At 72.5% G+C, this 24,167-nt stretch carries 27 protein-coding genes; 15 read left to right on the forward strand and 12 right to left on the reverse strand.

The genetic code is table 11. The annotated features are described in order from the left end of the window. Positions 1-12 precede the first annotated feature (12 nt). The 5 genes from H958_RS0113830 to H958_RS0113850 all read left to right on the forward strand — a co-directional run bounded on the left by H958_RS0113830 (position 13) and on the right by H958_RS0113850 (position 5,062). Positions 13-1,110, forward strand: a complete 1,098-nt coding sequence (locus H958_RS0113830; protein ID WP_028059103.1) for an adenylate/guanylate cyclase domain-containing protein — start codon at positions 13-15, stop codon at positions 1,108-1,110. A gap of 63 nt (positions 1,111-1,173) precedes the next feature. Beyond that, the gene (locus H958_RS0113835; protein WP_028059104.1) at positions 1,174-2,766 is read left to right on the forward strand and encodes an alpha/beta hydrolase; all 1,593 of its coding nucleotides are present in this window, start codon (positions 1,174-1,176) and stop codon (positions 2,764-2,766) included. A gap of 65 nt (positions 2,767-2,831) precedes the next feature. Next, entirely contained in the window at positions 2,832-3,371 is a 540-nt protein-coding gene (locus tag H958_RS37200; protein ID WP_037410113.1) for a dihydrofolate reductase family protein, read from the forward strand. 19 nt (positions 3,372-3,390) lie between these two features. Then, positions 3,391-3,795 (forward strand): YciI family protein, encoded by a 405-nt coding sequence (locus H958_RS37205; protein WP_037410115.1) that lies wholly within the window; start codon positions 3,391-3,393, stop codon positions 3,793-3,795. A gap of 4 nt (positions 3,796-3,799) precedes the next feature. Continuing rightward, positions 3,800-5,062, forward strand: a complete 1,263-nt coding sequence (locus H958_RS0113850; RefSeq protein ID WP_028059105.1) for an RNA polymerase sigma factor — start codon at positions 3,800-3,802, stop codon at positions 5,060-5,062. Between the two features lie 3 nt (positions 5,063-5,065). On the opposite strand, the gene H958_RS0113855 is transcribed toward H958_RS0113850, so the two are convergent. The 4 genes from H958_RS0113855 to H958_RS0113870 are packed head-to-tail and all read right to left on the reverse strand — an operon-like array spanning position 5,066 to position 8,973. Then, complete coding sequence (locus tag H958_RS0113855) at positions 5,066-6,109, reverse strand: lysylphosphatidylglycerol synthase domain-containing protein (RefSeq protein ID WP_028059106.1); 1,044 nt, start codon at positions 6,107-6,109, stop codon at positions 5,066-5,068. Continuing rightward, positions 6,106-7,476 (reverse strand): VWA domain-containing protein, encoded by a 1,371-nt coding sequence (locus H958_RS37210; RefSeq protein WP_051324235.1) that lies wholly within the window; start codon positions 7,474-7,476, stop codon positions 6,106-6,108. Before H958_RS37210 ends, H958_RS0113855 begins: the two co-directional genes overlap by 4 nt. Before the next feature lie 16 nt (positions 7,477-7,492). Beyond that, positions 7,493-8,371 (reverse strand): AAA family ATPase, encoded by an 879-nt coding sequence (locus H958_RS0113865; RefSeq protein ID WP_037410116.1) that lies wholly within the window; start codon positions 8,369-8,371, stop codon positions 7,493-7,495. A 2-nt stretch (positions 8,372-8,373) separates the two neighbouring features. Next, positions 8,374-8,973, reverse strand: a complete 600-nt coding sequence (locus H958_RS0113870) for a TetR/AcrR family transcriptional regulator (RefSeq protein WP_037410118.1) — start codon at positions 8,971-8,973, stop codon at positions 8,374-8,376. A 103-nt stretch (positions 8,974-9,076) separates the two neighbouring features. Here H958_RS0113870 and H958_RS0113875 point away from each other — a divergent pair, with 103 nt between their 5' ends. Together H958_RS0113875 and H958_RS0113880 are read left to right on the forward strand one after the other, a co-directional pair. Next, positions 9,077-9,625, forward strand: coding sequence for a YceI family protein (locus H958_RS0113875; protein ID WP_051324236.1), 549 nt, complete (start codon positions 9,077-9,079; stop codon positions 9,623-9,625). A gap of 2 nt (positions 9,626-9,627) precedes the next feature. Then, positions 9,628-10,176 (forward strand): NADPH-dependent FMN reductase, encoded by a 549-nt coding sequence (locus tag H958_RS0113880; protein WP_028059110.1) that lies wholly within the window; start codon positions 9,628-9,630, stop codon positions 10,174-10,176. 54 nt (positions 10,177-10,230) lie between these two features. Here H958_RS0113880 and H958_RS0113885 read toward each other — a convergent pair whose 3' ends face one another. Genes H958_RS0113885 through H958_RS0113905 form a run of 5 tightly spaced genes read right to left on the reverse strand, consistent with a single transcriptional unit; the run spans position 10,231 to position 15,248 of the window. After that, the gene (locus H958_RS0113885) at positions 10,231-11,499 is read right to left on the reverse strand and encodes a hypothetical protein (protein WP_156027974.1); all 1,269 of its coding nucleotides are present in this window, start codon (positions 11,497-11,499) and stop codon (positions 10,231-10,233) included. Between the two features lie 51 nt (positions 11,500-11,550). Continuing rightward, positions 11,551-12,357 carry a hypothetical protein gene (locus tag H958_RS0113890; RefSeq protein WP_028059112.1) on the reverse strand — a complete coding sequence of 269 codons (807 nt, stop codon included), beginning with the start codon at positions 12,355-12,357 and terminating at the stop codon, positions 11,551-11,553. Then, on the reverse strand, positions 12,354-12,698 hold the full coding sequence (locus H958_RS0113895; RefSeq protein WP_028059113.1) for a hypothetical protein: 345 nt from the start codon (positions 12,696-12,698) through the stop codon (positions 12,354-12,356). The genes H958_RS0113890 and H958_RS0113895 overlap by 4 nt, the downstream gene beginning before the upstream one ends. Next, complete coding sequence (locus H958_RS0113900) at positions 12,691-13,863, reverse strand: ArsA family ATPase (protein ID WP_028059114.1); 1,173 nt, start codon at positions 13,861-13,863, stop codon at positions 12,691-12,693. The genes H958_RS0113895 and H958_RS0113900 overlap by 8 nt, the downstream gene beginning before the upstream one ends. Positions 13,864-13,895: 32 nt before the next feature. Further along, positions 13,896-15,248 carry a D-glucuronyl C5-epimerase family protein gene (locus H958_RS0113905; RefSeq protein WP_028059115.1) on the reverse strand — a complete coding sequence of 451 codons (1,353 nt, stop codon included), beginning with the start codon at positions 15,246-15,248 and terminating at the stop codon, positions 13,896-13,898. A gap of 48 nt (positions 15,249-15,296) precedes the next feature. Here H958_RS0113905 and H958_RS46270 point away from each other — a divergent pair, with 48 nt between their 5' ends. After that, complete coding sequence (locus H958_RS46270) at positions 15,297-16,355, forward strand: hypothetical protein (protein ID WP_028059116.1); 1,059 nt, start codon at positions 15,297-15,299, stop codon at positions 16,353-16,355. A gap of 46 nt (positions 16,356-16,401) precedes the next feature. Further along, a complete protein-coding gene (gene cax / locus H958_RS0113915; RefSeq protein WP_051324237.1) occupies positions 16,402-17,535 on the forward strand; it encodes a calcium/proton exchanger in 1,134 nt (377 codons plus the stop codon). Positions 17,536-17,541: 6 nt separating this feature from the next. On the opposite strand, the gene H958_RS0113920 is transcribed toward cax, so the two are convergent. Next, entirely contained in the window at positions 17,542-17,862 is a 321-nt protein-coding gene (locus H958_RS0113920) for a hypothetical protein (protein WP_028059118.1), read from the reverse strand. Between the two features lie 10 nt (positions 17,863-17,872). Further along, a complete protein-coding gene (locus H958_RS0113925) occupies positions 17,873-18,235 on the reverse strand; it encodes a hypothetical protein (RefSeq protein WP_156027975.1) in 363 nt (120 codons plus the stop codon). Positions 18,236-18,342: 107 nt separating this feature from the next. Here H958_RS0113925 and H958_RS37215 point away from each other — a divergent pair, with 107 nt between their 5' ends. The 6 genes from H958_RS37215 to H958_RS37225 are packed head-to-tail and all read left to right on the forward strand — an operon-like array spanning position 18,343 to position 23,323. Next, the gene (locus tag H958_RS37215; RefSeq protein WP_081685869.1) at positions 18,343-19,509 is read left to right on the forward strand and encodes an acyl-CoA dehydrogenase family protein; all 1,167 of its coding nucleotides are present in this window, start codon (positions 18,343-18,345) and stop codon (positions 19,507-19,509) included. 36 nt (positions 19,510-19,545) lie between these two features. Continuing rightward, on the forward strand, positions 19,546-20,037 hold the full coding sequence (locus tag H958_RS43345; RefSeq protein ID WP_028059120.1) for a calcium-binding protein: 492 nt from the start codon (positions 19,546-19,548) through the stop codon (positions 20,035-20,037). Between the two features lie 56 nt (positions 20,038-20,093). Next, entirely contained in the window at positions 20,094-20,552 is a 459-nt protein-coding gene (locus tag H958_RS46275) for an SRPBCC family protein (RefSeq protein ID WP_156027976.1), read from the forward strand. 11 nt (positions 20,553-20,563) lie between these two features. Continuing rightward, complete coding sequence (locus tag H958_RS0113945) at positions 20,564-21,436, forward strand: 3-hydroxyacyl-CoA dehydrogenase family protein (RefSeq protein ID WP_028059122.1); 873 nt, start codon at positions 20,564-20,566, stop codon at positions 21,434-21,436. Further along, positions 21,423-22,529: an enoyl-CoA hydratase-related protein gene (locus H958_RS0113950; protein ID WP_081685871.1), complete on the forward strand. Its 1,107-nt coding sequence runs from the start codon at positions 21,423-21,425 to the stop codon at positions 22,527-22,529. Before H958_RS0113945 ends, H958_RS0113950 begins: the two co-directional genes overlap by 14 nt. Then, complete coding sequence (locus H958_RS37225) at positions 22,526-23,323, forward strand: SIR2 family NAD-dependent protein deacylase (protein WP_081685872.1); 798 nt, start codon at positions 22,526-22,528, stop codon at positions 23,321-23,323. Before H958_RS0113950 ends, H958_RS37225 begins: the two co-directional genes overlap by 4 nt. A gap of 88 nt (positions 23,324-23,411) precedes the next feature. Here the strand turns inward: H958_RS37225 and H958_RS0113960 are convergent, their stop codons facing one another. Further along, positions 23,412-24,134 (reverse strand): hypothetical protein, encoded by a 723-nt coding sequence (locus H958_RS0113960; RefSeq protein ID WP_156027978.1) that lies wholly within the window; start codon positions 24,132-24,134, stop codon positions 23,412-23,414. Positions 24,135-24,167 lie beyond the last annotated feature (33 nt).

Consider the following 24,167-nt stretch of genomic DNA (forward strand, 5'->3'; position numbering starts at 1 on the left):
TTCCCGGCCCACATGGACTGGGGTGCCGAAGGCCTGCTCGACGGGCTCGAGGACGATGCGGCGAAGGCCGCCCGCGCGCGCCTGCTCGACGAGCTGCACGCCGACGGCGTCCCGCTCGAGGAGCTGCGGCGACTCGTCGCCGAGGACAAGCTCGTGCTCGCGCCCGTGTCGCGGCTGCTCTCCTCAGAGGAGCGCTACACCGCTCGCGAGGTGGCCGAGATGTCGGGCGTCGAGATCGGGATGCTGGCGGCGAGCTGGCGCGCGCTGGGGCTGCCCGTCCCGGGCCTCGACGAGCGCGTGTTCGGCGACCACGACCTGGAGGCCGCCAAGCTCGGCGCGCTCCATCGCCAGGCCGGCTTCGACGACGAGGACGCGCTGGAGGTCACGCGCGTGCTCGGGCAGGGGATGGCGCGCTACGCCGAGGCCACGCGCGCGCTGGTCGCGCGCACGTTCATGGAGCCGGGGCTCGACGAGCACGAGCTCGCGCACCGCTACGCCGCCGTAGCCGAGCGGCTGCTGCCGCTCGCCGGCCCGTGGCTGCAGCACGTCTACGCGACCCACCTGCAGCAGGTCCTCAGGACCGACGCCGTCACGCAGGAGCAGCGCCGCACCGGCTCGCACGGCGACGCGCAGCAGGCCGTGATCGCGTTCGCCGACCTCGTCGGCTTCACCGAGCTGGGGGAGAGCGTGCCGGTCGAGGAGCTCGGCTCGGTCGCGGGCCGCCTGAGCCACCTCGCCGCCGAGGCGTGCGACCCGCCCGTCCGCATCGTCAAGCTGATCGGCGACGCGGTCATGCTCGTCGCCCCCGAGCCCGAGCCGATGCTCGACTGCACGCTCAAGCTCGTCGAGCTCGCCGGCGAGGACGAGGCGTTCCCGCCGCTGCGCGCCGGGGTCGCGTGCGGCCAGGCCGTGCACCGCTGGGGCGACTGGTTCGGCGCGCCGGTCAACCTCGCAAGCCGCCTCACGACCCGCGCGCGGCCGTCCAGCGTGCTCGTCACCGAGGAGATCAAGGACGCCGCCGGTGACGCGTTCGCGTTCTCCGACGCGGGACGCAAGAAGCTCAAGGGCATCTCGTCGCCCGTCCGGGCGTACAGGGCGCGCCGGTCCTAGGTTCGACGGCGCGCCCGCGGCGCCGCGCAGATACTCCGGGCCGCAGACCACGAGGGAGGACCCATGCCCCGAGCGTCGCGGCTGCTGCCGTGCCTCACCGTCGCCGCCCTGCTCGCGCTCGCGCCACGCGCCGGAGCAGCACAGCACCAACCGCTGCAGTGGAGCTCGTGCGGATCCGACTCGGTCGCGCGCGTGACGTGCGCGGACTACAAGGTGCCGCGCGACTACGACGCCCCGGCGGGCCCGCAGTTCACGCTCCACGTCGCGAAGTCGCCGGCGACCGACCCGCAGCACCGCGTCGGCTCGCTGTTCCTGAACTTCGGCGGTCCCGGCGCGCCGATGGCGGTCTACCTGGAGGTCCTCGGCGCGGACCTCTTCCCCGAGCTCAACAAGCGCTTCGACCTGATCGGCGTCGACCCGCGCGGCGTCGGCGAGAGCAAGCCGGCGGTCGACTGCGTGGCCGACGAGCAGATCCAGGGCCTGTACTCGCAGCCGTTCGTGACCCCGTTCACGGCGCAGAAGAACGACCTCGTCGGCCGCGCCAAGCGCTACATCCAGCGCTGCATCGACCTCAACCCGGGCGCGCTCCCGTACCTCTCCACCGCCAACGTCGCGCGCGACTTCGACACGATCCGCGCGGCGCAGGGGGAGCGCAAGCTCAACTACCTCGGCTTCTCCTACGGCACGTTCCTCGGCGCGACCTACGCGAGCCTGTTCCCCACGCACTACCGCGCGATGGTGCTCGACGGCCCGGTCGACGCGGACCGCTACATCAACGACCCGCTGGAGGACACCGCCGAGCAGACCGCCGGCTTCGAGCGCGCGTTCGGCCGCTTCCTGCAGGCCTGCGCGGCCCACCAGGACCGCTGTCACGGCTTCGGCGGCGACGACCCGGAGAGCGCCTTCGACCGGCTCGCCGCCCAGCTCGACGCGACGCCGCTGCCGGCGACCGGCTACAAGCCCGACCCGAAGCCCGTCGACGGCGACGACCTGCGGGCCGCCGCCAGCAGCGAGCTGTACTCGACCAAGCGCTGGGACTCGCTGGCCGTCGCGCTCGCGATGGCGCAGGGCGGCGACGGCTCCGGCATCCGCCAGCTCGTCGACGAGGACTTCTACGAGCGCGACCCGCAGACGGGCGAGTACGACCCGCTGTCGGACCGCTTCTTCCTCATCACCGCCGCCGAGCAGCGCTACCCGCGCGATCTCGACGTCTACATGCACGACGGGGCCCAGTCATGGAGCCAGAACGAGGACTTCTGGTTCAACAACGGCTACGTCGAGATGAACGACGCGCTCTTCCCGATCCGCGCGCAGGATGCCTACACCGGCCCGTTCAGGATTCCCAAGAGCGCGCAGACGCCGCTGGTGGTCGCGACGACCTACGACCCCGCGACGCCCTACCGGGGCGCGCAGCGGCTGGTCGCCGACCTCGGCAACGCGCGCCTGCTGACGATGAACGGCGACGGTCACACCGCCTATCAGACCGGCAGCCCGGACTGCGTCGACACGGGCATCGAGAGCTACCTGGCCACGCTCATGCTCCCCGCCGCCGGCACGGTCTGCCGGCAGGCGCCGCCGTTCGCCACGCCGGCGCAGCCGCAGACGCTCTCGGCGCGGAAGCTGCGCCGGCTGCCCGCCCCGCCGTTCATGCGCTAGTGAGCGACAACGCGCCAGAACGGCGGCCGCCGTCGAAAGCGCCGGCCGCCGTTCGTGGCGGAGATATGGGAAAGCTCACCGTCACCTGCTTCGTCACCCTCGACAACGTCGTGGAGGACCCGCACCTGTGGTCCATGAAGTTCCAGAGCGAGGACACCGGCGCGTACAACTCCGACGTGCTCGAGGACGCCGACGCGATGCTGCTCGGCCGCGTCACCTACGACGGCTTCGCCGCGGCGTGGCCGTCGCGCTCCGGCGACCTGTTCTCGGACAAGTTCAACGCCATGCCCAAGTACGTCGTCTCGAGCACGCTCGAGCGCGCCGACTGGAACAACTCGACGATCGTCGACGGCGACGTGTTCGAGCGCGTGCGCGCGCTCAAGCAGGACCAGAACGTGCTGGTCTGGGGCAGCCCGTCGCTGGTCCAGGGCCTGATGGACGAGGGCCTCGTCGACGAGTACGTGCTGCTCGTGTCGCCGATCGTCCGCGGCAAGGGCATCCGCCTGTTCCGCGACGCCGGCGAGCAGCACGACCTGAAGATCGTCGACTCGACGGTCCTCGGCGGCGGCATGCTCGGCCTGCGCATGACCCCCGCCGGCGCCTGAGGAACGTAGACTCGCATGGATGCGCTTCATGCTGTTCGTGTACCCGGGCGAGAGCGACCAGGGCCCGACGCTCGAGCGGGTCCAGGCGATGAACAAGTACAACGAGGAGCTCAGCCGGGCCGGCGCGCTGCTGGCGCTGGACGGACTGCTCCCCCCATCGCAGGCGACCCGGCTGACGTTCAAGGGCGGCGAGCGCCCGACCGTCACGGATGGACCGTTCACCGAGGCGAAGGAGTTCGTCGGCGGCTACTGGATCATCCAGGCGCGCTCGAAGGAAGAGGCCGTCGAGTGGGCGTCGCGGGCGCCCATCGGCGACGGCACGATCGAGGTGCGGCAGATCGGGGAGGGGTCGGACTACTCGCCCGAGGTCGCCGAGGCACGCAAGCTCTCGCAGGTGCCGCCGGAGCAGACCGTCGCGGAGTAGCGGGGTGGAGGCGACCCGCGCGCGGATCGACGCGATCTGGAGGATCGAGTCGGGGCGCGTGATCGCCAACGTCGCCCGCCTGGTCCGCGACGTCGGCCTCGCCGAGGACCTCGCCCACGATGCGGTCGTGGTCGCGCTCGAGCGATGGCCGTCGACGGGCATCCCGCCCAACCCGGGGGCGTGGCTGACGATGACCGCGAAGCACCGGGCGATCGATCTCATGCGACGCGACACGACCCTCCAGGAGAAGTACGCGCTCCTCGCTCGCGACCTCGGCGTCGCGAGCCCGGAGCCGGACGTCGACGCCGAGCTGGACGACGACATCGGGGACGACCTGCTGAGCCTGATGTTCACGTGCTGTCACCCGATCCTCTCGGTCGAGGCGCGGGTGGCGCTGACGCTGCGGATGCTCGGCGGCTTGAGCACGCCGGAGATCGCGCGCGCGTTCCTCGTCCCCGACGCGACCGTCGGCCAGCGGATCTCGCGCGCGAAGCGCGCGCTCGCCGACGCGGGGATCCCCTTCGAGGTTCCGTCCGCGGACGAGCTCCCGCCGCGGCTCGCCTCGGTGCTGGAGGTCGTGTACCTGATCTTCAACGAGGGCTACTCGGCAACCGCCGGCGAGGGCTGGATGCGGCCGGCGCTGATCGAGGAGGCGCTGCGGCTCGGGCGCATCCTCGCCGGCCTGGCACCGGACGAGCCCGAGGTCCACGGGCTCGTCGCGCTGATGGAGCTGCAGGCCTCGCGGCAGGCGGCGCGGACGGGCCCGGGGGGCGAGCCGGTGCTGCTCGCCGATCAGGATCGCCGCCGCTGGGACCGGCTGCTGATCCGCCGCGGGCTCGCGGCGCTCGAGCGGGCCGAGTCGCTGGGGCGGCCGGTCGGGCCGTACTACCTGCAGGCGGCGATCGCCGCCTGCCACTCGCGCGCGCCGTCGGTCGAGGAGACCGACTGGGTGCGGATCGCCGCGCTCTACGAGCTGCTCGCGGGCGTCGCAGGCTCGCCGGTCGTCGAGCTCAACCGCGCCGTCGCGGTCGGGATGGCGTTCGGTCCCGAGATCGGCCTGCAGTCGGTCGACGCACTCGCGGCCGGTGGCGAGCTCGACCGCTACCACCTGCTGCCGAGCGTCCGCGGCGACCTGCTCGCCAGGCTCGGGCGCTGGGACGAGGCGCGGGCCGAGTTCGAGCGGGCGGCGGCGATGACGCGCAACACCCGCGAGCGTGAGCTGCTCGCCGCGCGAGCGACGGAGTGCGCCGCGCTCGCGCAGGAGTGATCCTTAGGGATCCAGCCCTTCGAAGCGCGCGGCGACGAGCTCCCGCGGCGGCGGGTGCGCGAGCACGTGGCGGACGCGCAGCAGGCAGCCGGCGCCGAGGATCGCGGGCAGGGCGAGCTGGAAGACGCGGTAGCCGAGCACCGCCGCCGCGGCGAGGCTGAGCGGCGAGCCGTAGACGACGAACATGCCGATCAGCCCGCCCTCGGTTCCGCCGACGCCGCCCGGCGTCGGCAGCAGCGCGCCGGCGTGGCCGAGCGCGTAGGCGAGCACGAAGTCGCCGACCGGCGGGCCGCCGCCGCCGAAGGCCTCGAACGCGCAGCCGAGGCTGCCGACGTCGCAGGCGAAGTACATGATCGCGCCCGCCGCGAGGAAGCGATCGCCGTGGCGCAGCAGGTGGTAGGTCGTATGCATGCCGCCGTGGACGAAGCGCCGCACGCGCCAGGCCGCCGTGCGGATGCGCCCGCGCGCGGGCTTCGCCGGAGCCGGGAGCCGCGCGTAGACGACCGCCAGCGCGATGATGGCCGCCGCGACCGCGGCGGGGACGAGCCGCCAGGGCAGCGAGACGTCGCTCGGCAGCACCCCGACCGACGTCAGCGTCCCCGCGAGCGCGAGCGCGAAGAACGAGACCGCGCTGGTGGCCAGGAACAGCGCCGCGTGGCGCTCGGTCGCGAGCCGTCCGGGCACGCCGAGGCGCCGCATCACGTACGCGCCCAGCGCCGGCCCGCCCGCCCCGCCGGCGGGCAGCAGGACGTTCGCGCCCTGCTCCGCCAGTCCCAGCACGAGCGCCCGCCGCCACGGCACGACGCGGTCGAACACGGCCCACAGCGCGCGCACGAAGCCGAGCATCGAGCCGACCGCGCAGACCGCCGCGGCCGCGATCCAGTGCGGCTCGGCCGCGGCGAGCCGGTCGCGCACGTCGTCGACGCCCGGCAGCGTCGCCACGAGCACGGCGGCGGCGACCGCGACGACGCCGAAGAACGCGCCGCGCCTGGCGGCGGCACCGAAGTCGAGTCCGCGATCGGCGTCCGTCTCGCCCGGCGGGCTCACGCGTACGCCGGGCGCGTGAGCGCCCGCACGAAGTCCTCGAGCTGCGGCGTCGTCCAGCACTCGTACGCGTCGCAGTGCTTCTCGTAGGCGGCGATCACCGAGTCGCCGTAGTTCCAGTACAGCCGCGGCTCGGGGTTGAGCCAGAACGTGCGGCCGGCGCGCTCGGCGATGTGGGCGAACACGTCCGCGCGCGGATCGCGTCCGTTGGTGCGCGCGTCGCCGAGCACGATCACCGTCGCGCGCGGGTGCAGGTCGTCCTCGACCAGCTGCAGGAACTCGCGCCAGACGCGGCCGTAGTCGGTGTAGCCGGACACGTCGGCGACGCCGGCGTCCTTGGAGATCGCGTCCGACACCGCCTTGAACGAGCGCTCGCGGGCGAACACGTCGGTCACCTCGGAGATCCGCTCCACGAAGACGAACGAGCGCATGCGGCGGAAGCTGTCGTGCAGCGCGTGCAACACCGAGAGGAAGAAGACGCTCGCGCTGGTGACCGAGGTCGAGACGTCGCAGAGGACGTAGAGCTCCGGCCGCCGCGGGCGGTTCGGGCGGAACTTGAGCACGACGGGCACGCCGCCGGTCTCCAGCGAGGCGCGCATCGTGCGCCGGACGTCGACGTGGGCGTGGCGCTTGCGCCCGCGCGCCTGGTGGCCCTGCGTCGCGAGCCGGCGCTTGAGCTGCATCACGACCCGGTGCACCGCCGCGAGGTCCTGCGCGGGGCCGGTCGGGAGCTGGCGGTCCAGCTCGGTCAGCGGGCGCGAGGGCGGCAGCGCCTGGGTGCGCTCGATCTGCGCGCGCTCGAGCTCGCGCCGCAGGTGCTGCTCGAACTCCCGGATCTGCTCGCGGGTGAGCTCCATCGGCGCGCCCTCGCCCTTGACCAGCCCGCCGGGCTCCGAGCGCAGCCCGAGCGCGCGGCGGATCCGCTGCACGTCGACGCCGAGCACCCCGGAGCCCTCGCCGCGACGGCCGAAGGCGGCGATCGCCAGCCGCGCGAGGTCGCGCAGCGCGGCCTCGTCGCCGCGCCGGATCGCGTCGAGGATCTGCTCGCGCAGCGCCTCGTAGTCGAGCCGCTCGCCACCGGTGATGCCGTCCGGATCCTCGCCGGCGGCGCCGCCTTCGCGGACCCCGTGCTCGAGTGCCGCGCCCTCGGCGGCGCGGAAGAAGTACCGCTCGAAGACGAGCTCGAACACGCGCCGGTCCTCCGGCGACTTGGCGAGCGTCGCGGCGAGCGCCTCGCGGAACGGCCCCTGTCGCACCCAGTCGATCTCGCCGAGCGCGGCGAACGCGTCGTTGAGCTCGGACGTCCCGATCGCGACGCCCTCCTTGCGGAGCGCGTCGGCGAAGCCGATCAGCTGCCGGTCAAGCGGCAAGGGCGACCACCGCCGCTCACGCTGCGAGCCGCACGCCCACGCGCTCGGCCACCGTGTCCAGGTCCGTGCGGTGCTTGACGATGATCGACATCGTCGCGCGGAAGACGTCGCCGTCGATGTCCTCGGCGCCGAGCAGCAGCAGCGCGCGCGCCCAGTCGATCGACTCCGCGATCGACGGCGGCTTCTTGAGGTCCAGCTCGCGCACCATGCCCACGACCTCGACCAGCCGGCGCGCGACGGTCTCGGGCAGCTCGGGCGCGTGCAGCCGGACGATCTCCAGCTCGCGCTCGGCGCTCGGGTAGTCGAGCCACAGGTACAGGCAGCGGCGCTTCAGGGCCTCGGTGAGCTCGCGCGAGTTATTGGAGGTGAGCAACACCACGGGATGCGTGCGTGCCCCGATCCGGCCCAGCTCCGGGATCGAGATCTGGAAGTCCGACAGCAGCTCGAGCAGCATCGCCTCGAACTCCTGGTCGGTCTTGTCGATCTCGTCGATCAGCAGCACGACCGGCTCGGGCGACGCGATCGCCTGCAGCAGCGGGCGGGAGAGCAGGAACTCCTCGCCGAAGATGTCGTCCTGGACGGCCTGCCAGCCGGTGCCGTCGGCCTCGGCCTGGATCCGCAGCAGCTGCTTGCGGTAGTTCCACTCGTACATCGCCTTGGCCTCGTCGAGGCCCTCGTAGCACTGCAGGCGCACGAGCGTGCGGCCGAGGTAGGTCGCCAGCGCCTTCGCCAGCTCGGTCTTGCCGACGCCTGCCGGGCCCTCGACGAGCACGGGCTTGCCGAGCCGCGCCGCCAGGTAGGAGACCAGCGCCGTCGACTCCCCGGGCAGGTAGCCGGCCGCTCGCAGGCCGTCGGCGACGTGGTCGACGGACGCGGGAGCCTGCGTGGCGCTCATCGTCAGGAGTCTAGGACGCGGCGGCAGAGGTCCTGGTAGTCCGCTTCCAGCCGCTCCATGCTCAGGCCGCGCACGTCGCGGTGGTAGCGGAAGGTCGAGGCCGACAGCGGCGCCAGCAGGACGTCGGCGAGGTAGTCGGCGTGGCCGTCGATGCCGGCCTGCTGGAGCAGCAGCGTCACGTGCGTGCGGTAGACCGCGTAGACGGGGCTGACGAGGCGCAGCCCAGGGGAGCCGAACTCGGCGGCGAGGATCAGGTCGCTGTGGCGCTCGAGGAAGCCCAGGTAGGCGCGCCCGAACGCGTACAGGCGCTCGCACGGCTCGGCGCCTGGGCCGAGCGGCGCGGGTCCGCGGATGATGCCCTCCTGCAGCGCGATCTCGTGCGCCTCGAGCACGGAGCGCGCGAGGCTCGCGCGATCGCCGAAGCGGCGGAACAGCGTGCCCTTGCCGACGCCGGCCTCCGCGGCGACCGCCTCCATCGAGACGTTCGCGGCGCCGTGGCACTCGAACAGCCGGCTCGCCGCCTCGAGCACCTTGCGCCGGTTGCGTGCGGCGTCGGAGCGCTCGTGCGGCTCGCTGCCGAGAACGGGGAGGTCGGTGGTCATGGCGGCTCTCATTGTAGTAACTGGACTACGGTCCGCTTCGCTGCTACATTGATCGCAGACAAACGGACCGCAGTCCGGAAACTACGAGCCTCAGGAGCACCAAGTGACCGCCATCGCTTCCTCCCCCGTCCCCGCCGCGTCTCGCTGGACGATCGACAAGGTCCATTCCAACGTCGGATTCGCCGTCAAGCACATGGTCGTGTCGACGTTCCGCGGCCGCTTCGAGGACTACGACGCGACCCTCACCGCCGCCGAGGACGGCACGCTGCGCCTCGAGGGCTCGGTCAAGGCCGACTCGATCGCCGTCAAGGACGAGAACCTCGCCGCGCACCTCACGGCGCCGGACTTCTTCGACAGCGCCGACCATCCCGACATCCGGTTCGCGTCCACGCTGGTGCGCGCGGAGAACGGCGAGCTGATCGTCGACGGCGAGCTGACGATCAAGGGCCACACGCGCCCGATCGAGGCGCGTGGCACGATCACCGAGCCGGTCGTCACGCTCGGCGACATCGCCAAGCTCGGCATCGAGCTCGAGGCGATCGTCGACCGCACCGAGTACGGCCTGAGCTGGAACGCGCCGCTGCCCAAGGGCGGCTTCGCGCTCGCCAACGACGTCAAGCTCCACGTCGAGCTCGAGTTCGCGCAGGCGTAGCCGTGAAGGTCCTGGGTCTCTCCGGGAGCCTGCGAGCCGGCTCCCACAACTCCCGTCTTCTCCGCGCGGCGGCCGAGCTGCTGCCGCCCGGGGTCGAGCTGGTCGAGTTCGACGGCCTGAAGGCGATCCCGCCGTTCGACGAGGACGACGAGGCCGCGGGCCACCACGCGGTCGACGCGCTGCGCGCCGCGATCGACTCGGCGGACGCCGTGCTGATCGCGACGCCGGAGTACAACCACTCGCTGCCGGGCCAGCTCAAGAATGCGCTGGACTGGATCTCGCGCCCGCTCAGCGAGAGCCCGCTGCGCAACAAGCCGGCCGCCGTGGTCGGCGCCTCCACCGGCCTGTTCGGCGCCGTCTGGGCGCAGGCCGAGGGCCGCAAGGTGCTCGGCGCGCTCGGCGCCCGCGTGATCGACCGCGAGCTGCCGGTCGGCCTCGCCGACGATGCCTTCGACGGCGACGGGCTGGCCGATGCCGATCAGGCGCTCGCGCTCGGCGGCATCCTCGCCGAGCTGGTCGGGGCCGAGCGCGAGGTCGCGCTCGCCGCGTAGCTTCCCCGGCGCCGCGGTCCGCGTCTCGTGCCGCGGACCGCGGCGCTCCCGTGCTCAGGCGGCGGGTCGCAGGCTCGCCTGCAGGAACGTGCGGATCGGCGCCGTCTCGCCGGAGGGGCGGTTGCTCCAGACGAGGCCCCAGCGGTTGCCGCGGGCGTCGAAGGCGGCGGCCGGGACGCGCGCCTGGGGGCCGGTGGTGACGGTCTCGGGCGGGCCGAAGGCGCCGGTCGCGGGCTTCGCCGCCGCCTGGAGCGCGCCGTCCTGGGCATCGCCGGGGCCGGCGATCAGGGCGACCAGCGCGCGGCCGTCGGGCGCCCCCGCGAGCGCGGCCTCGAGGCCGGGAGCGACCGTCTGCGCGGCGCCGAAGCTCGCGGCAGCGCCGGTGGTCGCGGCCTTCACCGTCGTCGCTCCCCACGCCACGGTCGCGCCGTTGGCGTCGTCGGCGACGAGGTCGAGGCCGCCGGCGGCCTCGGACGCCGGCCGGCGCTCCAGCAGCTGGGCGGCGCGGAAGCGGGTCGCGCCGGCCGGCATGACCGCGGCCTCGTAGAAGGCGTCCCCGCGGTCGCCGCCCTCGGTCAGCAGCTGCGCGGCCCAGGCGACGTAGGCGCGGCCGTTGCCGGTCACCGCCGTGCGCAGCCTCGCGAAGAACGCGGGCTCGGAGGCGATCGTGACCCGGTGGCGGAAGCGCGATGAGCGCGCGGGCTTGTAGCGCGTGCGGACGATTCCGCGCGCGTCCCACGCGAGCAGCAGGTCGCCGCGCGGGGAGACCGCGATCGAGACCGAGCGGACGCGATCGGTGGCCTGCAGGACCGGCGGCGTGAACGGCTTGCCGTGCGGGCGCAAGGCGACGTAGACGCGGTCGTCGACGACGCCGCGGTCCTCGAACCAGGCGATCGCGATGTCGCCCTGGGCGTTGGCCGCGACCTGCACGCTGCGGACGTTGCGGCGCACGGCGATCGTCCGCGGGGCGCCGAAGCTCCCGTCGGCGCGTCCGAAGACGACGCTCAGGCGCGTCTTGTCGCCCGCGGGGCGCTGCGTCGCGACGACGGCGCGCGAGGTCCCGTACAGGACCGGGGCGGTGACGACGCTCGCGGCCGAGATCCGGCGCTCAGGCGCGCCGAGCGGTGCGGCGAACGTGCCGCCGGTCGCGCCCGTCCCGACGCCGTCCTGCGCCGTCCAGGTCGCCAGGCCGGTGCCGTCGCGCGCGAAGGCGAGGCCGAGCGTGTCGACGAACTCGTGCGCGCCCGAGACGCCGACGGGGTCCCGCCACGGCGCGGCGGCAGCCGGCGCGGCGGCCGCGAGGAGCAGAAGGAACGCGAGCACGACACGCACACCGGGTGCAACGGCTCCCTCAGGCCCGATGTTGCGGCGAGGTCAGGAAGCCGACTCGTCGTCGACCCAGAGCCGATGCGTGCGCTCGCCGGAACCGCCCTTCATCCGCCGCGTCTCGGCGTCGTCGTCGCGGAACCGCCGGGTCGCCTCGTCGGAAGGGTCGCGCGGGAGCCGCCGCGTGGCCTCGTCGCCGGGGTCGGCCATCCGGCGCGTCGCCGCGTCGTCGTCGCGGAACCGGCGCGTCTCCGCGTCCGGCGGCCCGCCCTCCCACGTCGGCCGCTCGCGCAGGACGTCCTTGACCTCCGCCGCGTCGCGCGGCCGCCGGTCGGGCGGCCGCTCGCGCGCCGGGCGGTCCGGGGCGACCCAGCCGACGTCGTCCGCCGCCGGGTTCGGCGGCTCCGGCCGGTGCGCCGCCCGCACGCGCGCTCCCGCCGCCACCAGCGCGCCGGCCGCCAGCAGCGCGCCGAAGATGCCCCACTGGATCCCGACGGTGACGGCGTCGCCCTTGATGTCCGGCTTGTCGAACAGGCGCCAGACCAGCAGGAGCACCGCCCAGCCGCCGGCGAGCGTGATCGCGACGCCGTCGCCGCCGGGCAGGTGGAACGCCTTGCGCTGCGAGCGCGCCCAGACGAGGAACAGGACCGCGAACGCCACCAGCAGCACCGCCGCCTCGACGAACGAGAACGCGCCGAGCGCGCTGACGTTGGCCTGGACGAAGTCGCGCGTCCCGGCCGGGACGTAGGACTTCTGGTACCAGGGCAGGAACAGCGACACGAGCAGCGCGGCGGCGGCGAGCGCGGCGAAGCGCATCTCGGCGGGCAGGCCGCGGAAGTCCTTCGCCAGGCTCACGTGATCGGGATGTCCTCCACGCGCGGCTCGTCCGGCGCCTGGTGCTCGAGCCGCACGATCGCGTGGTCGAGGATCGCCCGCACGGCGACCAGCAGCTCGCGCAGGGCGTCCGCGAGCTGGCGCGTGAGCTCAGGCGGGACCGCGCCGCGCGCCGACTCGGCCAGCCGCAGCAGCAGGGCCAGGTCCGGGAACGGGTCCGCGGCCTCTGAGTCACCCGGAGCGGCCCAGCCGTTCGGCGGGATCGCGTCCGCGGCCGCGCGCGCCGCCTCCTCCGCGCGCGCGTGCGCCTCGCGCACCAGCCGCTCGGCCGCCTCGTAGTCCTCGTGCCCCGGCTCACCCATGCTCGAATCCCACCACGAGCGAGCCGTCGTCGAGCTTCGCCGACGTCGGCTTGTAGCCCGCCATCCCGCTCGGGAGCACGATCGTCCGCTTGTGCCCGTCCACGCGCACGACGAGCTCGAGCCCGATCTTCTTGAGCGTCACGTCGCCCTTGCGCGCGAACGGGAGGTCCAGGCGCAGCTCCGCGCCGCCGTTGTCGACGCGCAGCTCCTGCGCCAGGCGGTCGTGGAAGACGTCCATCGGCGCGCGGGCGCCGAACACGGCGCGCGCGAGCTCGTCCAGCCGCTCCGGCCCGATCACCTCGGCCGCGAAGTACGGCGCCCGCAGCACCGGCACGGGGGCGAAGCCGGTCTCCACGAACGCGAGCTGCTCCTGCTGCACCTCGTGCCAGGCGCCGAAGTAGCCGTCCGAGAGCTCGTCGGGGAAGACTCGGTTCACGACCACGGCGTCGGTCAGATAGCCGTACAGATTCAGGTAGGTGAAGGTCCGCATCGCCTCGGCGACGACCATCCGGTCGGGCGTCATCACCAGGCGCATCGAGACGGCGGAGGCGTCGCGCAGCAGCTCGTGCATCTCCACCAGGCTTCCCACCAGGCGGTGGACTTCAGCCATCACCTTCTCGTCGGGCAGCGGGACGTCGAGGAGCATGCGCGCGAGCGGCCGGGCGGCCGCCAGCATCGACTGCTCGCGGCCGAAGACCTTGTCCAGCCACCAGCGGGCCGCATCCGGGAACGAGAGCAGCCGCAGGGTCTCGCCGGTCGGCGCGCAGTCGACGATCACCGCGTCGTAGTCGCCGGACTCGACGGCGCGCTTGATCCGCAGCAGCGAGAACAGCTCCTCACCGCCGGGCGGGATCGTCAGCTCCTCGGCGGCGATGCGGTCCACGCCGCGCTCCATCAGCAGCCCGCCGAGCCATTCCGACACCGCGCTCCAATGACGCTCCAGCTCCTCCTGCGCCTCGACCTGCTGGGCCCACAGGCGCTTGCCGACCTTGGTCGGCTCGCCCCCGACCGGCTCCTGCAGCGCGTCGGCGAGCGAGTGGGCGGGGTCGGTCGAGATCACGACGGTGCGCGCGCCGTCGGCCGCGCAGCGCCGCGCCGTCGCCGCCGCGACCGAGGTCTTCCCGACGCCGCCCTTGCCCGTGTAGAGGATCGTCCGCGGCCGCATTCCGAGCCACGGAGTCTATGCGGGACCGGCGGCTACTTCTTGGGCTTGACCTCGACCGTGCCCGTCGCCGTCGCCGGGTTGCCCGCCAGGTCGCTGGCGCTCACGGTGACCGCGTAGGACCCCGAGTGCCGCGGCTTCCACGTGAGGTAGCGGCTGCCGCGGCCGACGGTCCCGAGCCCGCGCGTGTCGAGGATCCTGGCGCCCTGCGCGATCTTCACGCTCACGCGCGAAACCTTGTCGAGCTTGAAGCGCAGCCGCCCGGTCCTGCCCGCGCGCAGGTTGGACTCGAGCACCTGCGGCTTGGGCGGGCTCTTCAGATCGAGGCTGAAGTGCGTCGCGGCGCTGCAGTACTCCGGCGCCTGCGTGCGCTTGCAGAGCTGGTTGAGGAAGTCGCGCAGCAGCGTGTGGTAGCCGAGGTCGGACTCCGGCTTGGACGAGCCCGAGCGCGAGTACAGCGACCATGCGCCGGTGTCGAAGCGCGGGACCTCCTTACGCGCGGCGGCGTCGCCCTGGGCGAAGAGCGCCTGCGCGGTCGTGTCGCCGGTCAGCTGCCCGAAGTCGAACAGCCCGACGAGCGACTGGACGAAGCCGTTGATGATCTGCAGCTTCGGCAGGCCGGAGTACTGCAGGTAGTGCGCGCCGCCGTCGGTCTCCAGGCGGACGCCCGCCGGCGGCGGCGTCTGGAAGATCCCGAGGCCGCGGCCGGCGATCGGCAGTACGTCGGCCTGGCGGTTGAGGCGGATCGCCTCGCGCGCCATCGCCTGCAGGCCGGTGCCCTGGGCGAGCGAGCTGACCCACGGCGGCTTCTGGCCGTCGAACGGGAACAGGTACTCCCACGCCAGCCCGCCGGCGCGGCCGGTCGCCAGCGGCAGCGCCTCGTCGAGCAGGTGCGCGGCGCGCGCGTTGAAGCGCTTGCCGCCGGTCCAGAAGCCGTTGAGCTTGCCCCAGGTGCCCAGCCACTGGATCTGGATCCCGTGGTTGGCGTAGTGCTGGTAGACGAGCTCGGACCCGGGGAACTCGACGCGCTGGTTGTAGCCGAGCAGCGGCCCGGTCTTCCAGTACTCGACGTTGCGCTGGAGCGTGAGGAACAGCGCGGGCACGCGCGAGGCGGTCAGCTGCCGGCGCGCCGCCATGTCGTCGAGGTCGGAGAGGACGCCGTCGAGCTCCGCCTTGCGCGTGCCGACGAGCTTCTTGACCGTCGTCTTTGCGTCGTCGTAGGTGGCGCGGTGGGCGGCGTAGTCCGCGGGCGCGAGCGTGCCGGCGGCGACGAGCGCCTTGAGCTCGCCGGTGACGGTGGGGCGGCGGGCCGCCGAGGCTCCGGCAACGTGACAAAGGCAGCACAGGATCGTGACGAAGGCACAACGACTACTGCGTCTCAGGCGCATGGCCCGATGGTAGGCTCGCCCCGCTTGACCATTCAGCACTGCACGCCCATGCCCAGACACCTGCTTCTGTTCCTCGCCCTGTCGGTCGCTCTCGCCGCGGGCTGCGGCGGCGCCGCCGCCCCGGAGCCCGCGAGCTCCAGTACGGACGTGAACACGCTCCTGCGCGACACGTTTCGGAACTTCGCCAAGGTCAAGTCGGCCAACCTCACGGCCAAGCTCGCCGTGGAGGGGCAGGGCCAGTCGGTCGGCGCGACGCTGAGCGGCCCGTTCGAGAGCCAGGGCGCGGGCAGGCTGCCCAAGTTCCAGCTCGACGCGTCGCTCACGAGCGGAGGGCAGAGCTTCGCCGCCGGTGCGATGTGGACGGGCGAGAAGGGCTTCGTCAACGTCCAGGGCACGGCGTACGAGCTCTCCGGCGCCCTCGCGAAGCAGCTTCAGGCGAGCTATAAGCAGGCAGCGAAGCAGGGCGGCAAGCAGGGCGGCGGCAACGCCGCCGCGCTGCTCGGCGTCGACTTCTCGAAGTGGCTCGAGAACGGCCGCAACGCGGGCTCTGCGCAGGTCAACGGCACCGACACGGTCAAGATCACGGGCGACGCCGACGTCGCCCAGGTGATCGACGACCTTCAGCGCGTGACCGAGAAGGCGAAGACGCTGAACCTGCCGGGCGCGACGCAGGTGCCGCAGAAGCTCACGCCCGACCAGCGCCGCCAGATCATCGCGGCCGTCAAGCGGTTCGCGATCGAGGTCTACACCGGCGCCGCCGACCGCATCCTGCGCCGCCTCGTCGTCGATGCCGACCTCGCCGACCCGGCCTCGAAGTCGGTCTCGCACCTGAGCTTCGACCTCACGCTCGACAACGTCGGCGACCCGCAGAGCTTCCAGGCGCCCAAGCACGCGAAGCCGTTCAGCGAGCTGATGAAGATGGCCGACCAGCTCAAGGGGCTCGGCAGCTCACTGGGTGGCGCCGCCCCCGGCTCCGGCAGCGGATCCGGCTCCGCCGCAGCGGGCGCGGCCTCGAGCGATGCCATCGAGAAGTACGCCAGATGCGTCACTGACGCCAAGGGCGATCAGGCCAAGGCGCAGGAGTGCGCCGGCCTGCTCGACGGCTAGTCATTCACACGACTCTCATCCGGCGCGCACCGTATCCTCGGGCCTCGTGACCGCGGCACGCGCCCCGTTCAATCTCTGGCGCTTCCTGCGAAGCGGCGCGGGCTGGCCCTATGTGCTGGTCCCGTTCATCGTGATCGCGATCGTGCTCGACCAGTTGGAGGCCGAGCCGACGCTCGTGTTCTTCGCGTCCGCGCTCGGCGTCGTGCCGACCGCGGCGCTGATGGGCAAGGCCACGGAGGAGCTGGCGCACCGGTCAGGCCCGGGCATCGGCGGCCTGCTGAACGTCACGTTCGGGAACGCGCCGGAGCTGATCATCGCGATCTTCGCGCTCGACAAGGGCCTGCAGGAGGTCGTCAAGGCGTCGATCATCGGCTCCATCCTCGGCAACCTGCTGCTCGTGATGGGCGCCGCGATGCTGATCGGCGGCTGGGGCCGCGAGCGCCAGAAGTTCGTGGCCGAGGCGGCGAGCGCGCAGGCGACGCTGCTGCTCCTGGCCGCCGTGGCGCTCCTGCTGCCGGCGATGTTCCTGCTGTCCACCGGCGGCCATCTGCCCGGGCTGAGCGACGAGGCGACGCGCTTCAGCACCGACATCGAGAAGATGTCCTTCGGCGTCGCGATCGTGCTGCTGCTGTCCTACGCGGGCGGGTTGTGGTTCTCGCTGAAGACCCACAAGGACGTCTTCAATCCCGAGCTGGCGGAGGACGACATCCCGCACGGGACCTGGAGCGTCAGGCGCAGCGTGATCGCGCTGGCGATCGCCGGCGCCGCCGTCGGCTTCATGTCGGAGATCCTCGTCGGCTCGATCGAGGAGGCGTCGAAGGGCATCGGCCTGTCGCCGTTCTTCGTCTCGCTGATCATCGTCGCGATCGTCGGCAACGCCGCCGAGCACTGGGTCGCGGTCTACTTCGCGGCGCGCGACAAGGTCGACCTCTCGGTCGCGATCGCCGTCGGCTCGAGCGCCCAGATCGCGCTGTTCGTGATGCCGGTGCTGGTGATCCTCTCGTTCTTCCTGGGCCCGTTCCCGCTCTCGCTCGAGTTCAGCGGGTTGGAGATCGGGGCGATCCTGCTCGCGGTGATCATCGCCGCGCACGTGACCCAGGAAGGCGAGTCGACGTGGTTCGAGGGGCTGCAGCTCCTCGCCGTCTACGTCGTGCTCGGGATCGTCTTCTTCTTCGTCTGACGGCGTCTAGTACTCGTCGTCCACGTCCGGGTCGGGCTCGAGCTCGTCCTCCTCGTCGGGCTCGTCCTCGTCCGGGTCGTCGCGCGCGGCCGACCGCGCGCGGCCGGTCTCGAACGCCTCGACGAGCTCGTCGCGGCGGTGCTCGTCGACGGCGGCATCGTCGCTCAGGAGCAGCCACTCGCCGCCCTCGGCGTCGACGTCCTCGATCAGCTCGAGGTCGACGCTCGCGGAGTCATCCACGATCAGGACGATCTCCGTGTTCGGGTTGAAATACGTGCCCGGACGGGTGGTTACCTCGTCGAGATCGAAGCGTCGAACGGCAGGCATGTCGCGGAGGCTACCCGTCCAGCTGCCGGAGGCGCCGCTCGATCTCGGTCTCGACGTCGAGCGGGGCGTCGCCGCGCGCGATCCGGCGGGCGTTGCGCGCCTCCACGTGCGCCCGGACCTCGGCGCGGAGGTCGTCGCCGAGGGGTGCGAGCGGGTCGCCGGGGCCCAGCCCGCGCGCGGCGCGGCGCGCGTCGCGCGCCGCCACCAGCTGCGCGATCTCGGCCGCGCGGGCGCCCGGCGGGTCGGGCCGGATCGGGAGGTCGCCCGCCCGGATGTCGTCGTAGACGCCCTTCCCGCGCAGGAGCGCGAGCGCGGCGACGATCGCCGCCACCACCACGACGGCCACGATCACGATTGGCAGGGCGTCCTGCACGATCCTCCAATTGTGGCCGGTTCCCGGTTGGAACTCTCAGGCAAGGCGGGTACCCTGTCCCAAGTGTTGACTGACCAGTCAATCTGGAGCTGGCAAGGAGCAAGACCGTGGTCGATTTCACGCTGACCGACGAGCAGAGCGCGCTGCGCGAGATGGCGCACGACTTCGCCGCCAAGGAGATCCGTCCAGTCGCCTGGGAGTACGACCGCGACGGGACGTGGCCGCAGGAGATCCTCGAGAAGGCCTGGGAGCTCGGTCTCATGAACTCCCACATCGGCGAGGAGTACGGCGGTCCTGGGGTGAGCTATCTCGAGGGCGCGCTGATCGAGGAGGAGCTCTCGTGGGGCTGCTCCGGCATCGCAACCTCGATCGGCGCCAATGGCCTGGCGACCGCGCCGCTCTCGCTCGGCGGCTCCGAGGAGCTCAAGAAGAAGTACCTCGGCATGCTGACCGAGGCGCCGCTGTTCGCGTCCTTCTGCCTGACCGAGCCCGACGCCGGCTCCGACGTGTCCGGGATGCGCACCACGGCGACCCGCAAGGGCGACAAGTGGATCATCAACGGCTCCAAGTGCTTCATCACCAACGGCGGTTACGCCTCCTACTACACGGTCTACGCCAAGACCGACAAGGAGAAGGGCCACCGCGGCATCTCCTGCTTCCTCGTGCCCAAGGACGACACGGTCACGGTGGACAAGAAGGAGGACAAGATGGGCCAGCGGGCGTCCAACACCGCGACCATCACCTTCAACGACACCGAGATCCCGCTCGGCCACCTGATCGGCGAGGAGAACGCCGGCTTCAAGCTCGCGATGATGACGCTGGACCGCACGCGGCCGGGCGTGGCCGCGATGGCCACGGGGATCGCGCGGGCCGCGTTCGAGTTCGCGACCGAGTACTCCAAGCAGCGCGTGCAGTTCGGCGTGCCGATCGCGATGCACCAGGCGATCCAGTTCCTGATCGCCGACATGGCGACCAAGGTCCACCTGTCGCGCCTGGCCGCCTGGAACTCCGCCGTCCTGCTCGACCAGGGCAAGCGCAACACGCTCGAGTCCTCGCATGCCAAGCGCTTCGCCGCGGACTCCGCGATGGAGGTCGCGACCGACGCCGTGCAGGTCTACGGCGGCTACGGCTTCATCAAGGACTACCCCGTCGAGAAGCTGATGCGCGACGCCAAGATCATGCAGCTCTACGAGGGCACGTCGCAGATCCAGCGGCTCGTGATCGCGCGCGAGACGCTGCTCCCGCGCCGCGTGGAGGAGCCCGCCGCGGCCTGAGCGCCCGCCGCGGTCGCCCCGGATAGTCTGCGGGCGATGACGACCTGGCGAATCCTCACGGCGATGCTGGTGATCGCCGCCGTCCCGGCGCCGGCGGCGATCGCCCAGACCAGCCACAAGGGCTGGCCCAGGATCAACGGCCAGCTGTGGATCAACAAGACCGACCAGACCACGTCGCACACGGGTACCGCCCGGAACGACGAGCTGCTCGGCGGTCACGCCGACGACCAACTCTTCGGCGCCGGAGGCAAGGACGTGCTGTGGGGCGACTACAAGCCCTCAGGCCAGGGCACCGCGCAGCAGGACCTGCTCGACGGCGGCGCGGGCAACGACTTCATCTACGCCGGCCACGGCGTCAACGCGATCCAGGGCGGCGGCGGCGCCGACATCATCCACGCCCACTTCGGGCGCGGGACGATCGACTGCGGCGCCGGCCACGACATCCTCTTCATCAGCCACAAGTCCCGGCCCGGCTATAAGGTCTCGCATTGCGAGACGATCTCGTACAAGCCGGCCGACAAGGGCTAAGCCTCAACCTGACGTCGAGGCCCGCCGCCGTGTAGGCGTGAGATTACGCTACGCCGGTGAGCCGACCCGTGAAGGCCTCGATCGTCGTGCCCGGCCGCGCCGTGGAGGCGGAGCAGCTCTGGTACGACCGCACGCGCTGGGCGTCGTGGGTCGACGGGTTCGGGAAGGTCATCCGGCTCGACGACGGATGGCCGCAGGCGGGATCGAGGCTCGTATGGGACGCCCCGCCGGGCTCGCGCGGGCGCGTGGTGGAGCGCGTCACGCGCTACGAGCCGCGGCTCGGGCAGACGCTCTCGTTCGAGGACGCTACCTGGACGGGCGTGAGACGTGTCACATTCGAACCTGGGCTGGAGGAGACGCGCATCACCCTCGAGGTCGAGCCGGAGCCCAAGGAGCGCGTCCCGCCTGCGCGGAAATGGTGGTTCCGGCGGCAGCTGCGGGAGTCGCTGCAGCGCACTCTGACGCGGTTCTCGTACGAGCTGGCAGCGGAGCGCCAGTTCGGTCGCGAACGCTAATGTCGCGAGATATGTTCGTGTTCAAAGCGGCGGTCGTCGGCGCGGGCGTCATGGGCGGCGAGATCGCCCAGGTGATCGCGTCCGCGGACGTGCCGGTCCAGCTCAAGGACGTCGACCGGAAGTTCGTCGACGCGGGACTCGCAAAGGCCCGCGAGGTGACGCAGCGGCAGGTCGCCAAGCTCGTCGAGAAGGGCAAGATCTCGCAGGAGCAGGCCGACGCCCAGCTCGAGCATACGCTCGGCCTGATCACCGGCACCACCTCCTACGACGGCTTCGGCGACGTCGACTTCGTGATCGAGGCCGTGCCGGAGAAGATGGAGATCAAGCACCAGGTCTTCGCCGATCTCGACGCGGCGACGCCGGGGCACGCGATCCTCGCCTCCAACACCTCCGGTTTGTCGATCACCGAGATCGGCGAGATCACCAACCGGCCCGACAAGGTCGTGGGCTTCCACTTCTTCTGGCCGGCCTCATACATGCGCCTGGTCGAGATCATCGAGGGCGACGACACGCTGCCGGAGACCGCGCAGGCCGCGGCGACCTTCGCGCAGCAGATCCGCAAGGTGCCGGTCCGCGCGGCCGAGTGCCCGGGCTTCGTGGTCAACCGCATCCTCGTCTCGACCGCCAGCGAGATCTGGCGTTACCAGGACGAGACCGGCGCCTCCTTCGAGGAGATCGACAAGGTCGTCCAGGAGCAGACGCAGATGCCGATGGGCCCGTTCCGCGTCGCCGACATGTCGGGCCTGGACACGACCGTCAAGGTGGCGCGCGACCTGCACGACGCGTACGGCGACCGCTTCTACGTCCACCGCGCGATGGAGGAGCTCGTCGAGCAGGGCAACCTCGGCGCCAAGAGCGGGAAGGGCTTCTATGAGCACTCCTGACACGACTCCGAAGGTCGACGCTTCGATCGCCGACCGCTTCACCCTGAAGGCGTTCGTCGAGGCCTGCCTCGTGCTCGAGGAGGGCGTCGCCGGCGTCCGCGACATCGACATGGGGATGATGCTCGGCACCGGCATGGTCCCGGGTCCGTTCGCGCGCGCGGACTTCCGCGGCCTCGACGAGGTCCTGGCCGCGCTCGAGAACGCCGAGCGCGAGTGGGGCGAGCACTTCGAGCCGCCGGTGATCCTCCGCCGGCTGGTCGCCCAGGGGCGCCTGGGCGCCAAGAGCGGGCAGGGCTTCTATCCGTACCCGCAGGTCGAGTCCGGCTACGAGACCGCGCCGGTCAAGCTCGATATGCGCGACGACGTGGCGGTCGTCTGGCTCGACAACCCGCCCGCGAACTCGCTCTCCCCGGACGTGATCGATGGCCTGCGCAAGGCGTGGGAGGACCTCGTCGCCCGCGGCGCGCGGGCGATGGTGCTGGCCTCGCCGAACCCGACGCTGTTCTGCGCGGGCGCCGACATCAAGGCGTTCACGAAGTGGGATGCCGACTCGGGCCGCGAGCACCTGGAGAAGATCCACGCGCTCGGCCGCCAGTGGGAGGGCTCGCGGGTGATGACGATCGCCGCCGTCAACGGCATGGCGCTCGGCGGGGGCTGCGAGGTCGCGATGGCGTGCGACGTCCGCCTCGCCGGCCAGTCGGCCTCCTTCGGCCAGCCTGAGATCAACCTCGGCATCATCCCCGGCTTCGGCGGCACCCAGCGGCTCGCGCGGCTCGTCGGGCCGGCCAAGGCGCTGGAGATGAATACGGTCGGCGACCCGATCTCGGCCGAGGAGGCCTACGAGTACGGGCTCGCCAATCGCGTCGTCGCCGACCACGAGCTGTTCGACGCGGCGCTCTCCTGGGGCCGCAAGCTCGCGGGCCAGGCGCCGGTCGCGCTGGAGCAGATCAAGCGCGTCTCGCACGCCGGCGACCTCGACGAGGGGCTCGCCGCCGAGCGCGACGGGTTCATGAAGGCGTTCACGTCCGAGGACGCCCGCGAGGGCATCTCGGCGTTCATCGAGAAGCGGAAGGCGCGATTCAAGGGCCGCTGAACGAGCCGCGGGCGGGCGCGCAGGCCGCGCCCGCCGAGGCGACGTCGCCGCGCCACGACGCGGCGCGAGTCGCCGCGCTGATCCGCTCGTGTCAGCCCGTCGTCGCCCTCACCGGCGCGGGCATCTCGGTGCCGTCCGGGATCCCGGACTTCCGCACGCCGCAGACGGGCCTGTGGGCGAACGTGGACCCGATGGAGGTCGCGCACATCTCCGTCTGGCGGCGCGATCCGGCGCGCTTCTGGTCGTTCTACGGGCAGCGCTTCGCCGCGCTCGACGGCAAGCGGCCGAACGGGGCGCACCTGGCCCTCGCCGAGCTCGAGCGCCGCGGGCTGCTCGCGGGCGTGATCACGCAGAACATCGACGGGCTGCACGCGGCCGCGGGGACTCGGGACCCGATCGAGGTCCACGGCTCGATCGCGAGCGCGTCGTGCCTGGCCTGCCGCACGCGGGTCCCGCTGGCCGAGACGCGCGCGCGGCTCGCCCGCGACGCGGACGGGATCCCGCGCTGCGAGTGCGGGCTGCCGCTGAAGCCCGACGTCGTCCTGTTCGGCGAGCTCCTGCCCGAGCGGGCGATCGAGCGCGCCCAGGAGCTCGCAGCCGGCGCCGGGCTGATGCTCGCGATCGGCTCCTCGCTCGAGGTCTATCCGGTCGCTGCGCTGCCCGCCGACACCCTCGCCCACGGCGGCCGGCTCGCGATCGTGACGATGGGGCCCACACCGTACGATCGCGAGGCCGCCGTCAAGCTCTCAGGCGACGTCGTCGCCGAGCTCGAGGCCGTGGTCGCGGCGCTGTAGCCGGCGCATCGCGAACGCGCCGCTGCCGGTGTCGGCCGGCCGCCGGATCGCGCAGCGTCGTGAACCTTGACGGCGAGGAGCGCTGCCGCTACGCGCTCGCCGCCCGCGCCCGCAGCGCGGACTCGAGCCGCTCGAGCGCGGCGCCGACGTGCTCCATGTCGGCCGGCTCGAGCCGGCCCTCGCGGGCGGCCGCCGCCGCTTGCACGACGCCGTCGCGCAGACCCTCGAGCTCCGTCAACCTCCGGGGTATCCCGGCGATCCCGCGCCAGCACTGCAACTCGGCGAGGGCCGCGCCGAACGCCGCCTCCAGCTGGATCGCCGCCTCGCGATCGCGGCCGCGGTCGAAGTCGGCCCGTGCGCGCAGCGTGAGCTCCTCGCAGGCCAGCGCGGCATCGCGCGCGGCCAGCAGCGCCGACAGCCGCTCCTGCGGGCGCAGGTCCGGGCCGCGGCGCAGGCGCAGCCGCCGCGCGCGCTCCTCGGGCGCAAGCTCGCGCGCTGCCTCCCACGCACCGGTCGCGACGACGTCGCCGGTCCCGTAGCCGACGCGCGCGACGAGCGCCCGCGCGGGGTCGGCGTCGGCCACGGCGGGGTCCGCCGCGGCGATGCGGTGCAGGGCGACCAGCGAGGCCAGCGCCCGCTCGGCGGGCTCGACGCTCGCGCTGCGCAGCCACGCCTCGGCGTTCGCGAGCGGCTGCGCGCCGATCACCGTCACGCGCGTCACCGGGGCGACCGCGGCCGGCGCCCCCGGCGCCGCTCGCCGGGCACGGCGCCGCCGCGCCGGCCGCGCGGTCGGCTCGTCGACGACGATCACCTGCCGGACATCGTCGCCCGCGAACCGGCGCAC

Origin of the sequence: Candidatus Solirubrobacter pratensis, assembly GCF_000425945.1 — a bacterium.
In the GTDB taxonomy this organism is placed as follows: Bacteria; Actinomycetota; Thermoleophilia; order Solirubrobacterales; family Solirubrobacteraceae; genus Solirubrobacter; species Solirubrobacter pratensis.